Consider the following 15432-nt stretch of genomic DNA (forward strand, 5'->3'; position numbering starts at 1 on the left):
TGCCTTATGAATTACTTCGAATACTTGCTGTTTATCATCAGTGTGGTTGTACTGATTGCCACGCCTGGCCCTGTGATGATTTTGGTGGCCAGTGCTGGCCTTAAGGGTGGCTATAAAAAAGCATTAGAGACAATTTTTGGAACCAACTTCGCCTCTTTAATCCTGATTTTTATTTCCGTACTCATTCTCAAGGGTTTTCTCACCATTGATGAAAACTACCTAAAAGCCATTCGCATATTAGGTTGCCTTTATATTGCCTATCTGGGTTATAGCATTATTAAAGAAGTGCTTCAGGCAGCACATCCAACTACCATCCAAACTGTGTCAGCACAAAGTGGCGGCTTTAAAAAAGGCTTTCTCGTGGGAATTTCCAATCCGAAAGATATTATTTTCTTTTCGGCTTTTTTCCCGCAGTTTATTAACATCTCATCGAATATCAATTTCAGTTTAAGCCTACTCACAGTAACGTGGATTATTTTGGATTTCCTCACGTTGTCGTTGGTCTATCTGTTTTTCCGTAGCCTATCTCAAAGCAGCATCTATCCGAAGATTCTGGGACTATGTGGTGTTTTACTGGTCTTGATCGCGCTCTATGGACTGGTCGATACCTTTATTTAAAATCGACATCAAGTCCACATTAAAAACCTTAACGATGTAGTTTTTAGCCAAACAGAACAAGTCTTATACAATCGAATCCATTGAAATCTCTTGGATTCGTTTCATAATAAAATAAACACATCATTATATTTATTATAGATCATGGCAAAAAATTATTATGAAGAGCTGGGTGTTTCAAGAGATGCCTCAGCAGATGAAATCAAAAAAGCCTATCGAAAACTGGCGCGTAAATATCATCCTGACATTAGCAAAGAAGCCGATGCTGAAGCCAAAATGCAGGCAATTAATGTCGCCTATGACACTTTGAGTGACAGTACTAAAAAAGCTGAATATGACCAGATGCTGGATCATCCACAAGGTTTCTCTAATTTTGGACAAGGCAATCAAAGTGGTTTTGACGGTTCACAGTTCTATCGCCAAAGTTCAGGCGATGGTGCTGACTTTAGTGGATTTGAGGACTTATTTGGCCGTTTTGGTTCTGGCTTTGGTGGAGGTCAGCAACGCTCTCAGCGTCAACAACGTAGCTATCGTGGTGAAGACCAGCACGCCAGCATTCAAGTTGATTTAGATATTGCCTATCACGGTTCAACCCAACAAATTACCCTACAGATTCCGACTTATAACGTTTATGGTGAACCTGAGGTACAACGTAAAACCTTAGAGGTTAAAATTCCAAAAGGAATGAAGGAAGGTCAACAAATTCGCTTAAATGGTCAAGGTCAGAGCGGTGTTAATGGCGGCGAAAATGGTGATCTATACATTGAGATCCAATACAAAGATAGCGACCGAATCCGTGTTGAAGGTGCTGATGTTTACCAAACCATTGATGTCAGTCCTTGGGAAGCAGGTTTAGGACAAAGTGTTGAGGTTCGCACTCCTGCTGGACAACTCAAAGTCAACTTACCTAAAAATGCTAAAAATGGGCAGCAGCTTCGTTTAAAAGATAAAGGGATTCCAAGCAAGACTGCAGGAAACTTATACCTGATTATTAATATTGTTTTACCGCCAGCGCACAGTGAGCAAGAGCAGCAGGCTTATCAACAGTTTGCCGATGCCTTTGCTGCATTCCAACCACGTGCCTCATAAGGAGTAAGATCATGACAACCATTCAATACAAAGAAATTCAATACGACGGTCATTATCAAGTTGAAATCATTGATGAGCAATTGGCACTTGATCTTGAACACTTTGCAGAAGCATGTGGCCAAAGTACCGACTGGGTATTAAAACTGATTGATTATGATATTTTGCAGATCACCGTTGATCCTCAAAGTTATCAATTTATTGGTGAAGATGTGAGTCGGGCGAGACGTGCATACCGTTTACAACGTGACTTTGATGCAAGCTTATCTGCAGTAGCAGTGATGCTGGATTTAATCGATGAAGTCCAGCACTTACGTAAACAGCTCAAACATTTTCATTAAGCCATCCTGCAAATGACCAAGCCCAGACTATTTCAGCTTGGTCATTTTCTCCACTTCTTTCAATGTTTGCTTAATCGGTTCATAATCCAAGAACCACAACAAATTAAAATTACGCTGCTTATGCTGCTGCGCCAGCAAATCAATCACGCTGCGTTCACCACGTCCAACCAAATGCTGTCGATAAAAGTAATACAGCAAGAATACGGTGCTCATCAGCATCACACCCAGCATAATCCAAAAACCGACAGGTGATTTTAGTCCTGGTATAAACTCAAAGTTCATGCCATACACGCCCGTTAGCAAAGTCAGCGGTGCAAAGATGGCAGTAATGATTGCCAAGATGCGCATGTTTTCATTGGTTTGATTGGCAATTGCAGAAAAGTGTAAATCGATAGCGGATTGAATCGCATTTCTTAAACGTAACGTATGCTTCTGTACTCGCTCGACATGGCTCATCAGATCATTCAAACGCACCAGTAGAATATCTTGCGCTTTATGCTGCTTATGCTCACCAACGACATGATGATAATTATCAACCAATTCATCTCTAAACTCTTGCAGAGTCTCGATCTGTTCCTCACACAAGTTTTCGATTTGTTGAAAAGCCATATCTTCATGAAACAGTTGATGCCACTGCTTAAAACGACGATTACCCTGTAACAATTGCTGCTGCCAATATTCAACACGGCGTGTTAGAGGGTTACGTAGATTTAAATAGCCATCAATCATACTATTGAGCAAACGCAAGCATAAATCAGCAGGTGTGCTGGGTAACTTGCGTGGTTTATTCTGCTCTGCAATCGGTCGCCCCATAATCACTTGGATACGTTGGATATAGCTTTCTACCGCCTTATTGCCTTGTTCTCTCACACTGACTAAAACTGTTGGCGTGAGGATAAAACTCATGGGTGTTGTTGCAAGGCCAAATACACTTTCATGCGCTTCCAGTACATTCTCACTTTCAAGAATTTGGTCATCTGGACTAATCAACTTGCGAAACACCAACAGGTCATATTCTTCAACCGTATCGAAGGCACAAGGATGCTCAATATTGAGTAAATCCCGCATATGGAATTCATTCAAAACTAGCCCAGTACAGTCATAGATTTTTTTCTGCCAAGACTCGGTGTGATTCACCATATCCTGTCTTAGACTATCGACCCATAAGAATTCAAGCGTATGTTCTGTTTGTTGTTCCGTACTGATAAAAATTGTATTTTCACTGTTATGGCGATAAAAATAATAAAGCTGCATAGGACAATAGAAATTTGAATAGCTATGAAAGAAATGCTGCCACGAAGCTGTATAAAAAGCTATGGATATTACAGAGCAAGAACATCATCAAATATAAAAAAAAAGCCTCACATGGAGGCTTTTAACAATATAAGGAATTAAGCGTCTTTCTCAACAATGCCATGTTTCAAAGCGTTGTCTAATTGCTCTTTATCTAAAGCATTATCCCATTTTGCAACAACAATTGTTGCACAAGCATTGCCGACTAAATTGGTTAATGCACGGCATTCTGACATGAAGCGGTCAATACCGAGAATCAATGCCATACCTGCAACAGGAATCGCGGGAACAACCGAAAGTGTTGCAGCCAAGGTGATAAAGCCCGCCCCTGTAATCCCCGCAGCACCTTTAGAACTTAACATTGCTACCAAAAGAATCGTGATCTGTTGCGTTAAAGTCAGTTCAATATTACATGCCTGTGCAATAAACAATGCCGCCAATGTCATGTAGATATTAGTACCATCCAAGTTAAATGAATAACCCGTTGGAATCACCAGACCAACCACAGATTTTTCACAACCCGCTTTTTCCATTTTCGCCATTAACGATGGTAATGCAGCTTCTGATGAGCTTGTTCCAAGCACCAACCAGAGCTCATCTTTAATATAACGAATCAGATCAATAATCGAGAAACCATTATAGCGTGCCACTGCACCTAAAATGATAATGACAAACAGTAAAGCGGTAATATAGAAGGTCGCAATCAATAACATCAAATTACCAATCGAGCTAATTCCATAAGCACCAATGGTAAAGGCCATGGCACCGAATGCACCAATCGGCGCAAACTTCATCAACATACCGACTAAATTAAATACTGGTGTAGTGAGTTGCTGTAGGAAATCAGTGATTGGACGACCTAAATCACCTGATTTCGCCAAAGCCAAGCCAAATAGCACTGCAACAAAGAGGACTTGAAGAATTTGACCTGATACAAATGGACTGATCAAGGTATCTGGAATAATATTCATCAAGAAGCCGGTAATCGTCGACTCGTGCGCTTTTGCTGCGTATTCATCAACTTTTGTGCTGTGCAACGTGCTTGGATCAATATTCAAACCATGACCTGGCTCAATCACATTCCCGACGATCAGACCGACAATCAAAGCCAAGGTTGAGAAAGTCAGAAAGTAGATCATCGCCTTCCCTGTCACTCGACCAACACTGCCGAGATTTTTCATCCCAGCAATACCTGTCACAACAGTCAGGAAAATCACAGGTGCAATAATCATTTTTACCAATTTAATGAAAGCTTCACCTAGTGGTTTTAAGCTTTCACCAAATTCTGGGAAGAAATGACCGAGCAATATCCCTGCAACAATTGCGAAGATCACTTGCACATAGAGAATTTGATAAAATTTTGGTTTCTTTGGCGGCTGTTGGTCATCTTGACCTGTGGCTACATGATCGACGTGCATGCGCGATATTCCTTCATATTGAGATGACAAATAGACTTCCGACTGTCTATCTAAACCCTTATAAACACAGGTAGGAGCGGAAAGTGGGAGAATTCTACGTTAATTGTGTGTACCGCAATTAAAGCATTAGACTAATGTCTAATATAAAGAAAATTTATGTTTATAGTTTTGGTTTTTTATAGCTATAACAATCATTCATTTAATAAAAAAGCGCATTGTTTAAACAATGCGCTTTTTTAGATTTGGATATTGGCTTAATTAAGCTTGTTCAATATCTTTCATGGTTAATTTGATACGACCACGGTTGTCAACATCTGCAACCTGTACTTTGATGTCCTGACCTTCTTTCAATACGTCAGTCACATTCGCAATACGTTCATTCGAAATTTGTGAAATGTGAAGCAAGCCATCAGTACCTGGCATGATATTTACAAATGCACCGAATTCAACGATACGAATGACTTTACCTGCGTAAATCGTACCTGGTTCAACTTCAGCAGTAAGTGCTTGGATTTTTGCAATCGCAGCTTTAGCCGCCGCTTTAGTTTCACCAAATACACGTACTGTACCGTTATCTTCGATATCAATCGCAGCTTTAGTTTCTTCAGTAATCGCACGAATGGTTGCACCACCCTTACCAATCACGTCACGAATCTTGTCTGGATTGATGTTGATCACTTCAAAAGTCGGTGCATTTGCACTGATTTCTGCGCGAGCACGTGAAATCACTTTGTTCATTTCATTAAGGATGTGCATACGACCAGCAAATGCTTGGTTTAATGCAACTTCCATAATTTCTTCTGTAATCCCTTCAATCTTGATGTCCATTTGAAGTGCAGTAATACCGTTTGCAGAACCTGCGACTTTAAAGTCCATATCACCAAGATGATCTTCGTCACCCAAGATGTCTGAAAGTACTGCGAAACGCTCACCTTCTTTCACCAAGCCCATTGCGATACCCGCAACTGGTGCTTTCAATGGAACACCCGCATCCATCAATGATAATGATGCGCCACATACAGAAGCCATTGAAGATGAACCGTTAGATTCAGTAATGTCAGATACGATACGGATCACGTACGGGAAGCGATCAGCTGCAGGAAGAACAGCTTGAACACCACGACGTGCCAAACGACCGTGACCAATTTCACGACGTTTAGGACCAGATTCACGACCTGTTTCACCTACAGAGTATGCAGGGAAGTTATAGTGCAACATGAAGTTATCGGTTTTAGTACCAGAAAGCGTATCAACCATCAACGCATCACGTGTATTACCCAAAGTCGTTGTAACTAACGCTTGAGTTTCACCACGTGTGAATAATGCAGAACCGTGTGCACGGTCTAATACACCCACTTGTACATCGATACCACGAACAGTTTTGGTATCACGGCCATCAATACGTGGCTTACCTGACAAGATGTTGTCACGTACGGTACGGTATTTAAGGTCTTCGAATAATTCGTTTACTTCATCAGCAATACCCGTTTCGTCATTTTCAGGAACGAATTGGGCAACCGCTTCTGCATAAAGTGCATCAAGTGCTGCATAACGGTCTTGTTTCACTGCAATGGTATATGCTTCTGAAATCTTCGCTTCGAAAGCTGCTTTTAATTGCTCAAGAAGTGCTTCGTTTTTGCTTGGAGCAACCCAAGTAGATTCAACTGCGCCCGCAGCAGCAGCAAATTCTTTAATTGCTTGAACTGCAATTTGCATTTCGTCATGGCCGAAAAGTACAGCACCAAGCATTTGATCTTCTGAAAGTTCTTTCGCTTCAGATTCAACCATAAGTACAGCTGATTCTGTACCCGCAACCACTAGGTCAAGATCAGATTGAGCAAGTTGTTCAAAATTCGGGTTAAGAACGTATTCACCATTGATTAAACCAACACGTGCACCAGCAATTGGACCACGGAACGGTGTACCAGCAATTGACAATGCAGCTGAAGCACCAAGCATCGCAGCGATATCAGCGTCCATCGTTTTGTCAGAAGACACAACTGTTGCTGTTACTTGGATTTCGTTGAAATAACCTTCTGGGAACAACGGACGAATTGGACGGTCAATAAGACGTGAAATTAAAGTTTCAGCTTCAGAAGCACGGCCTTCACGCTTACCATAACCACCTGGGATACGACCCGCAGCATATTGTTTTTCTTGATAGTTAACTGTTAACGGGAAGAAGTCTTGGCCCGCTTTTGCTTTTGGTTGTGCAACAACTGCAACAAGGACAGTCACACCACCCATAGTGACTAAAACTGTATTTGCTTGACGCGCAACACGACCCGTTTCTAAAACAACTTGGTGTTGACCAAATTGGAATTCTTTACGAATGATATTAAACATTGACATGTATTGTATTTTCCTACTTTTTTTCTAGTGAGACCCCTAAGGTTTGGCATTCAGACTACAACTGCTGTGTAGATAAATGACAAAGCTTAGAAGCCATCACACTAGACTAAATTTTAAAAAAGTTAAACGCAAAGAAGGAGCGAACAAGCGCCCCTTCTAAAAATCACCTAAGGTAAATTAGGTGAAACTCTCTTTTCAGCAATAAAGCATAACAACATGCGAAATAGTGAAAACAAAGTAAAATCGAATTAACGACGTAAACCTAATGCGCCGATCAAAGCAACATAACGACCGTGATCTTTACCATTTAAATAGTCAAGTAATTTACGACGTTGGTTTACCATACGAATCAAACCACGACGGCTATGATGGTCGTGTTTGTGTTCTTTAAAGTGACCTTGCAAATCATTGATTTGAGCACTTAATAAAGCAACTTGTACTTCAGGTGAACCAGTGTCGTTTTCAGCACGAGCAAATTTAGCGATGATCTCTGCGCGATCAGTGTTAGTTAAAGCCATTCGATTTCTCCGAGATGCTTACAAAAATAAAATGATAATGATCAGTTGTTACCAACCGACTGCCGTGCATCACTACAGCAAGTCGCCTATTTTAAGTGATCTATCGTTATATTGCAAAAATGTTTTAAGTTCACTGGCAATTCGGCAGCTGACAGCGTTGTACAAAATAGGCACACTAGCCTGATTCTGTTTTCAATTTATGACAGAGAAGAAAGAAAACGAAAATATTGCGAGGGAATCGTGAAAATCTTATCAACTAATACCTGTTATGTGCCACATGACTTAAATCAAGTGATTCGCAGCAAAGATGAAGTCTCAGCTGAATTGGGCGGCATGACTGAAACACAGGTCCAAAAGATTTGGCACAGCGTTGAAGGACTGTATAAAACAGGCAATTATCCACTCATTACTTTATGTTTGCGTCGTCAGGGGAAAATTCTTTTAAACCGCAGTATTGGTTATGCGCAAGGTAATTCCGCGGAGGGCTTGGCAACGGATGCCAAGATTGGAACGCCAGATACGCCTGTCTGTCTGTTCTCAGCCTCTAAAATGGTTACCGCCATGTTAATCCATATGTTGGATGAACGTGGAGAGCTTAATTTACTTGATCCAATCAGCTACTACATTCCTGAATATGGTGTGAATGGTAAACGTCGTGCCACGATTTTTCATTTGCTTTCCCATCGTGGTGGGATTCCTCGCATTGACACTGAGGTCACACCAGAGCTTTTATTTAATCAAGAAGATATTTTAAAACTACTCTACGCTGCGAAACCTGTTTCTCCGTCAGGAACACACCTTGCTTACCATGCCGTCACTGCGGGTTATATTCTGGGTGAAATCGTTCGGCGTGTAACTGGTCAAAGCGTTCGTGAGTTTTTGGCTGAGCATATTGAAAAGCCAATGGGCCTAGACTATTTCAACTATGGTTTAAAACCTGAGTATCGTGCAGACGTAGCTTTGAACTATGCGACAGGGATCCATCCCAAATTAGGCACAGACCACTATCTCAATCACGTACTAGGTGGCGGCCTACAACTCGCAGTTGATGTGACGAACGATACCCGCTTCATGGACACCATTTGTCCTGCTGGAAACATTTATACCAGTGCAGAACAGGCCGGTCGTTTCTTTGAAATGTTACTCAGCGGCGGCGAATATCAAGGCAAACAGATTATGAGTGCCAAGACGGTGTTCCGCTCTACCCTCCCAACCTCTGGTCTTAGTCTAGATCGAACCCTATTGGCACCGATGCGTTATGCACTGGGTCCAATGCTCGGCAGTAATCCAGTAGGATTATTTGGCCCAATGACAGGACAGGCATTCGGTCATATTGGCTTCTCGAATATTCTATGCTGGGCAGATCCAGAGCGAGATATCAGCGTATCGCTGCTGACCACAGGAAAGTCTGTAGTCGGCACTCATTTACCCGCTTTAGCAAAAACGCTTTATCAGATTTCGACCAACTGCCCGAAAATCCCAAAGAATCAACGTCGTTCATTATTTGCAACAGATCGTACAGAAGCAGATTTGGTCTAAGCGCTCGACATCCAAATCACAGGCATAAAAAAGCCCAAGTTAAACTTGGGCTTTTGCGCTTGAAACTTTTCATTGTTCTTCTATTTTATTATTTTTTATTCTTTTTTCCTGCACCATTCAAACCCTCTGAATGTTCACACACATCCTTTTCTTTATTGTTGTTTGTCTTGCTTTTCCCTCTCTCTATACCGACTATTCTGTCAGATTCAATTGTGGAGAAAAATAGCATTTCTCTTATCTCTGTGTACGAAAAAACGTACAAGTCTGTATAACATTTAACTTAATAATAACAAAAAATTGTCAGACAATAAGATTTATATTTCTTCCTTTTATTTGAACCCTAGAGCACACTGAAATAGACCCTCCATAAACAGTAGATGAATATTCACATATTAAATATGTAGGGTATTGAACCAGTGAATCATAAGGGTTTTATCGTAGATGACGTATAAAAATAAAAAAGCCCTGTAGTCTCTCCCAAAACTACAAGGCTTAGCGGCTGTAAATTTCCTCTTTTATCACTTACTTCACTGTAAGTTCGCTGTCATACGACGTTATTATTATATTTATGCGATTTACCTAGCTTTCCTTGCTAGGCTCTTTGTGTGTACATAATCTCAAAAACCTTGCGCTTGCTCTAGCGACAATATCTCGAATCTTTGTAAGCTTTTACTTACAAAACGGTGAATTCTGAAGAATAAGTTCACAATCTGTTCAAATTGATCTTCTGCACTAAACCACTACGGCGAATCGTGCGTATCGTCAATGCCTGCTGTAAGGCATTTGAATCAGCCAAAATACTCACGACTTTTTTAGCACGAGTCACCGCTGTATAAATCAATTCCTGACTTAATAATTTCTCAGCTTGCGCATCCAATACAATCGCTGTGTGGGTAAATTCAGAACCCTGAGATTTATGAATGGTTAAAGCAAATGCAGTCTGCATGCTACGTGGTAATCGATGTGCTGCAATCCACTTATTTAAACTTGGAAAAAATACTTCAAATTGCTGTGCTTGAGTACGGTGCTTAAAACAAATGCCAATATCACCATTGGAAATCCCAAGCTGATAATCATTATACGTCATCATCACTGGACGCCCGATATACCAATCCCCTACAGCGACCTGTTTGAGTTGCTGGTTTAACCAATGTTCAGCATAACGATTGAGTTGTTCAATACCGAATGCCCCATGCCGAACAGCGGTTAAAATTCGATAATCATCAAAAGCGTGAATCACGGACTGAATAGAATCGGCTGTTTCATCTGCATGCATATAACCTTTTAAGGCATCAACATAGCCTTGAAATCCATACATCAATTTTTGCTGATAGGACTCAATATCAAGGCCATGCGGCTCTGGTAGATATTCCAGTTGAATATGATCTGACATATCTGTATTTAACGTTATTGCCTGCAATGGCGCTGCTTCTACAATGTCATGCGCTAGCTTCAAAAGTACGTCATCATGCTTAACTGAATCTTGCTGGGCTTGAATGAACCTCGCAAACTGTCCAATTTTCGCCTCAGCAGAAAAACGGCGACTGGTTTGTAACTGGACGCGGTTTTCTGCCAATGCTTCTACTTGCTGTAAATCTGCCAAAACCGAACCGACATCTACAGAGGCCAACTGATTAGCATCCCCAAGTAGGATGATCCGACACTGCTCAGGCACTGCTTCAAATAATAAAGTCGCAAGATTTAAATCCAGCATTGATGCTTCATCGACCACAATCACGTCATAAGGCAAAGGCTGTTTTGAATTAAACCGTGGAATCTGCCGATTGCCCATGCCCAATAAACGGTGCAAGGTCTGAGTGTTTTGATTACGCAACTCATCTGTAATTAAACCTGATTCCAATAATTTTGGATCATTAAATGAGTTCTGTAATGCTTCCTGCATACGTTGTGCAGCCTTGCCTGTAGGCGCTGCCATAGCAATACGAATATCTGGAATAGTCTGGTTTAAAGCCGCGATGATACGTGCCAAGGTATAGGTTTTACCCGTACCAGGCCCCCCCGTAATAATACTCAGCCATTGTTGCAACACCATTTTAAGCGCTGCTTGTTGGTGCTCATCGCTGAGTAAGTTCTGAAAAATTTCTGGATTCACGACCTGAATCGTTTGTCGTTTTAATCGACAAATCTGCTGGGCAAGGCGTTGCTCTAAGGACCAATATCGGTATAATGCCAAGCCCTGCTGATCATAGACACATGGGGCAACTTGAGTGATTGCATTTTCACTCGAAATAGCCAAATCAGCCAGTGCTTCGATCTGTGCACGATCGGCTTCGATACAGCTATCACCCTGTAAACTGGCTTCAACCAATTGTTGCAGTACTTCTGCAGCGTTAACTGCTTGAGCTGATTGGGAAAATGGGGCTTGTGCGAGGTAATTACTCCACATATTTAACCAAGTCATTTGTTCTATCTGATGACCGATTTGTTTGTCCACAGAGTTATCCTCACACTTACCCACACGCTTGTCCACAAGGTTATAAACAGAGTTATTCACAAGCTAAGCTTTTGTTTAATTTAAGTTCACACACTTTATCTACACCATTTTTCCAGCATTATCCTCAGAGAAATATCCAAGGATTGCATCCAAACGCAAAATAAATTCATCCTCAGGCTTCCAATAGAAATAGCCCTGCTGAGCTTGTCCATTCATGCCGCGTAAATACAAATACGATGCACCACCCAAATGTTGCTGTATATCGTAATTTTGCAACTTAACCGTCAGATAACGATGCAACGCCACCAGATATAAAGCCGCTTGTAGCCAGTAGCTGGAAAGCGACATACTTTCAGCAATCTGAGCTTGCTGATAATCTCTCTGCTCTGCACCCAGATAATTACTCTTATAATCGGCAATATGGTAACGCTGTCCATCGAAATACACCAAGTCGATCGAACCATTCAAATAACGAGCAGATTTTGCTTCAAGTAGCTCAGGCATTTCGATGCCGTATTCTTCAAACAGTTGTTGTACACGTTGCATGGCCAACACACGATCTGACAAAGCCAAATAGAATGGACATTCTGATAAATATTGCCCTGCATCTAATTGCTGCAATTGAAAATCTTGATTAAGCGGCGTCTGTAGTACCTCATGCAGCCATTCGGCAATCCATTGATAAAGTTGTTGCTCAGCATTCTCCTGTTCTGGAAAATGCTGTTGATACTGTTGCAACAGTTCTAGCCATAAACTTTGATAGGTATTTTTAAAACGACGGCGAATTTCCTCCACCCAAGTTGAGGGCTGCTGAAAATCAATTTGTTCAAAAATTTCGTGCAGGAAATTGCCTGCCAAAGTCCCTTTGGGGAAATACTGCTTAATCCAGACAATCGGCTGAGTACCTGATATGGTTTCTATTTCAGTAAGATTCAACTCATCTTCTGCTTGCTCAAAATCAGCATCAATATTGGCCATGCGATCCACACGGTTGGCTTTATGCTTTAAATGTTGCGCCAAATAACTAAAGCTGGTTTTACCACGTGCATAAAAACGCTGCGAAGGTAAAGGCTGTGCTGAGACGACTACATGCTGCTGCGCTTGCTGTAACTGTACTGCCTGAGGCCGCTCTAAAATTGGGGATAACTCCATACTGTACGGATGCTGAAAGCCATCCCCTTGATTCTTCCAGAACGCCAAACCAGAGTGCTTATTTTTATCCCCTTTTTCAGGTTCGAACACTGCATAAACACGATGACTCGCGCGTGTCAGTGCCACATACCACAAACGATTTTGTTCCGCTAAAGCGCGCTGTTGATGCTGATCCAATTCGGCCTGCTGTAAAAAGTTTTTATCGGCCACTGCAACCACACGTTGAATACGAGTTTGACCTGTCGCAGGCAATTGGATTTCTGTGGTGGAGAAATTTAAGCTTTTCTGTACTTCAGCAAAAGCTTTATTTGCGCCAAGCAAAAAGACAATTTTAAACTCCAACCCCTTGGACTGATGGATCGTCATCAACTGTACACCTGCTTCATTAGACAGCTTATGCTCTAGCTCCCACTCCCGATCACTATGTGAATTTAATTGTTTTAAATACCAGTGATACAGATTATGACTACCTTGTACCTGTTCACTATGCTGACTCAGAAGATCTGTCAAATGGCGTAAATTTACTACCGCACGCTCATTGTCTTTACTTTGTGCTGCAACCAACTGCTGCCAAATACCAAATTGGTTTAAGCAACGCTGCCATGCGGATAGAAAACCTTGATTCAACCACATCTCACGGATGTCATCAAATTGTTGAATATAATAGCTCAGCCCTTCTACACTCTGCTCCAATGCCAACAGTCGGGTTAAATCAAATCCGAATAAACGACTGAGCAAAGCACGTTTGATCTTGGCTTCATCATAAGGATGAAGTAACGCCGTTAATAAAGCACCTACATCTTTTGCAATCGCTGAATCAAATACACTGCGTTTCGAAGGTCGATTAACACGAATTCCCATGCGCTCTAGTACATATTGCACTTCATCCAGTTGGCGATGGCTACGAGAAAGGATGGCGATATCATCTTCGTTAATTGCCGTGGCTACATCAGCTTCTAAATACAACTGTTTTAAATAAGCTTGATTCAATAAAGTCTGAATCTGCCAAGCCACTTGCGTCGCCTGTTCATTGCCCTCTTGCAGTTGCAGCCAACGTAAAGGTGCAGGATTAGATTGAGTATTTTCAATCAAGGCTGGATGTGGTCGTGAACCTGCTTGAATCGGGTCATACATGACCTGCTCACCAAAATCTATCTGTCGCTGAAACAGCACATCAACCACTTCAACCAGTTCTTTCACAGAACGATGATTGTGAATCAGTTTATATTCATGCCCCTGCTTGGACATCACATCCTGATACGCATTCAGAAAGGTCAGCATATCTCCGCCACGGAAACCATAGATCGCTTGCTTACGGTCACCGACCATAATCATGCAGCCTTTTTGATAACGCTGCGGATGCCGCCAAATATTGGCTAACATATCATCTTGATCTTGGTTAGTATCCTGAAACTCATCGACCAAGATCAAAGGATATCGAGCCTGCACAAACACGGCAAAACGCTGCCCTTGCTCTCCTTTTAAAGCATCAGACAAGGTTTTGATTTGCTGAGAAAAGGTGGTTTCACCCTTTTGCTGTAGCACTTGTGGCAAGCGTTTCTTTACTTCAATACACAAATAAGCTTTTAGATAAACCTGTAGCTGCTCAAACGCTTGCTGTATGCGTTGCAATGATTGAAACAACGATTGCAATTGCAATAGTGTCGGATGCTGATAAAAACCTTCGGCAATGTCGACAGGACATTTCTTAAAAATCTTTTGGTTTTCGAGCTTTTCTAAAAACTTAAATACCGCATCACGCGCATCGGCAAAATAAACATCAAAAACCTGCACATTCTCTGCACTCCCGATCGCCCCTAACAAAACTGGCAATGATTCGGTAAACAGTTTATGAAAAGCATTATTGCGAAAAGAGGCACCATTAATATGTGTGTAATACATACCGTCTAACTGAAAGTAGTCAGCCAGTGTATTCAATTCAATCTGCTGTGTTTGCTGTTGCCACTGCTGTAATTGTGCCAACTCAATTTCAGGCATGGCAGGGAGTTTAAATTGTGCTGAGCTAAAGTTCAGTGAGCTTTCCACCATCCCCACAAAATGATCAACACTTTTCAGCCCACCCACACTATACAGGGCATCAATGACCTGCTGCGGCTGGGTTTGAATCCATTCACGTAACACATCATGAATCAATTGGCGGGTATAACTTTTCGAATCATCCGTAATTTCTGTTCGTTCGATTTTGCCGCTTTCAAAGGCAAATTCTCGCAATAGCTTTTGGCTAAAACTATCCAGCGTTCCCACAAACAACTCATCCAACTGGTCAATCACCAGTTTGAGACGTTCGCAAGCATAGGCAATTCGTGGCGCAAACTTTTGTAAGACTTGTTGTTTTAATGGATCAGATTGCTGTAATGCCTGTGCTTGAATATCTTGTTCCAATACGTCACGAAAAGGTTCTAAATATTCAAGTACCTCGACTAAACGCAAGCGAATACGACTTTTAAGTTCTGCAGCTGCGGCACGGGTAAAAGTGGTGGCAATCACTTGGCTGGGGAGATATTTTTCTAAAAAAATCCGCACCATCAAACTTGATAGCGTGTAGGTTTTACCTGTCCCCGCAGAAGCTTCAATTAAATGCAGCCCTTCAAATTGAATATCAAGAATAGGCTGATAAGACACAGGATATTGCGAGCTCATGT

General features: G+C 41.6%; 10 protein-coding genes. 4 read left to right on the forward strand and 6 right to left on the reverse strand.

The genetic code is table 11. From position 1 onward, the window contains the following. The first annotated feature begins 6 nt into the window (after window positions 1-6). The 3 genes from FPL17_RS12235 to FPL17_RS12245 all read left to right on the forward strand — a co-directional run bounded on the left by FPL17_RS12235 (window position 7) and on the right by FPL17_RS12245 (window position 2042). Window positions 7-618: a LysE family translocator gene (locus tag FPL17_RS12235; RefSeq protein ID WP_159885304.1), complete on the forward strand. Its 612-nt coding sequence runs from the start codon at window positions 7-9 to the stop codon at window positions 616-618. A 141-nt stretch (window positions 619-759) separates the two neighbouring features. Beyond that, a complete protein-coding gene (locus FPL17_RS12240) occupies window positions 760-1704 on the forward strand; it encodes a DnaJ C-terminal domain-containing protein (protein WP_159885306.1) in 945 nt (314 codons plus the stop codon). 11 nt (window positions 1705-1715) lie between these two features. After that, the gene (locus FPL17_RS12245; RefSeq protein WP_005192045.1) at window positions 1716-2042 is read left to right on the forward strand and encodes a chaperone modulator CbpM; all 327 of its coding nucleotides are present in this window, start codon (window positions 1716-1718) and stop codon (window positions 2040-2042) included. 27 nt (window positions 2043-2069) lie between these two features. Here FPL17_RS12245 and FPL17_RS12250 read toward each other — a convergent pair whose 3' ends face one another. The 4 genes from FPL17_RS12250 to rpsO form a co-directional block, all read right to left on the reverse strand. After that, window positions 2070-3296: a magnesium transporter CorA family protein gene (locus tag FPL17_RS12250; protein ID WP_005192043.1), complete on the reverse strand. Its 1227-nt coding sequence runs from the start codon at window positions 3294-3296 to the stop codon at window positions 2070-2072. A gap of 137 nt (window positions 3297-3433) precedes the next feature. Then, complete coding sequence (locus tag FPL17_RS12255; RefSeq protein WP_005192041.1) at window positions 3434-4753, reverse strand: dicarboxylate/amino acid:cation symporter; 1320 nt, start codon at window positions 4751-4753, stop codon at window positions 3434-3436. A gap of 258 nt (window positions 4754-5011) precedes the next feature. After that, on the reverse strand, window positions 5012-7099 hold the full coding sequence (gene pnp, locus FPL17_RS12260; RefSeq protein ID WP_171067193.1) for a polyribonucleotide nucleotidyltransferase: 2088 nt from the start codon (window positions 7097-7099) through the stop codon (window positions 5012-5014). 254 nt (window positions 7100-7353) lie between these two features. Further along, window positions 7354-7623 (reverse strand): 30S ribosomal protein S15, encoded by a 270-nt coding sequence (gene rpsO / locus FPL17_RS12265; protein ID WP_005154935.1) that lies wholly within the window; start codon window positions 7621-7623, stop codon window positions 7354-7356. A 240-nt stretch (window positions 7624-7863) separates the two neighbouring features. Here rpsO and FPL17_RS12270 point away from each other — a divergent pair, with 240 nt between their 5' ends. Continuing rightward, complete coding sequence (locus FPL17_RS12270) at window positions 7864-9162, forward strand: serine hydrolase domain-containing protein (RefSeq protein WP_159885308.1); 1299 nt, start codon at window positions 7864-7866, stop codon at window positions 9160-9162. 703 nt (window positions 9163-9865) lie between these two features. Here the strand turns inward: FPL17_RS12270 and recD are convergent. Both recD and FPL17_RS12280 read right to left on the reverse strand, forming a co-directional pair. Beyond that, on the reverse strand, window positions 9866-11617 hold the full coding sequence (gene recD, locus FPL17_RS12275; protein ID WP_420867264.1) for an exodeoxyribonuclease V subunit alpha: 1752 nt from the start codon (window positions 11615-11617) through the stop codon (window positions 9866-9868). A 99-nt stretch (window positions 11618-11716) separates the two neighbouring features. Then, window positions 11717-15430, reverse strand: coding sequence for a UvrD-helicase domain-containing protein (locus tag FPL17_RS12280; RefSeq protein WP_159885312.1), 3714 nt, complete (start codon window positions 15428-15430; stop codon window positions 11717-11719). Window positions 15431-15432: the final 2 nt, after the last annotated feature.

Origin of the sequence: Acinetobacter dispersus (assembly GCF_009884975.1) — a bacterium.
Lineage (GTDB): Bacteria > Pseudomonadota > Gammaproteobacteria > Pseudomonadales > Moraxellaceae > Acinetobacter > Acinetobacter dispersus.

What these genes read in the sequence shown, in the direction of transcription:
- FPL17_RS12235 (WP_159885304.1), top strand. Translation starts at nt 7, where the DNA reads ATGAATTACTTCGAATACTTGCTGTTTATCATCAGTGTGGTTGTACTG.
- FPL17_RS12240 (WP_159885306.1), top strand. Translation starts at nt 760, where the DNA reads ATGGCAAAAAATTATTATGAAGAGCTGGGTGTTTCAAGAGATGCCTCA.
- FPL17_RS12245 (WP_005192045.1), top strand. Translation starts at nt 1,716, where the DNA reads ATGACAACCATTCAATACAAAGAAATTCAATACGACGGTCATTATCAA.
- FPL17_RS12250 (WP_005192043.1), bottom strand. Translation starts at nt 3,296, where the DNA reads ATGCAGCTTTATTATTTTTATCGCCATAACAGTGAAAATACAATTTTT.
- FPL17_RS12255 (WP_005192041.1), bottom strand. Translation starts at nt 4,753, where the DNA reads ATGCACGTCGATCATGTAGCCACAGGTCAAGATGACCAACAGCCGCCA.
- pnp (WP_171067193.1), bottom strand. Translation starts at nt 7,099, where the DNA reads ATGTTTAATATCATTCGTAAAGAATTCCAATTTGGTCAACACCAAGTT.
- rpsO (WP_005154935.1), bottom strand. Translation starts at nt 7,623, where the DNA reads ATGGCTTTAACTAACACTGATCGCGCAGAGATCATCGCTAAATTTGCT.
- FPL17_RS12280 (WP_159885312.1), bottom strand. Translation starts at nt 15,430, where the DNA reads ATGAGCTCGCAATATCCTGTGTCTTATCAGCCTATTCTTGATATTCAA.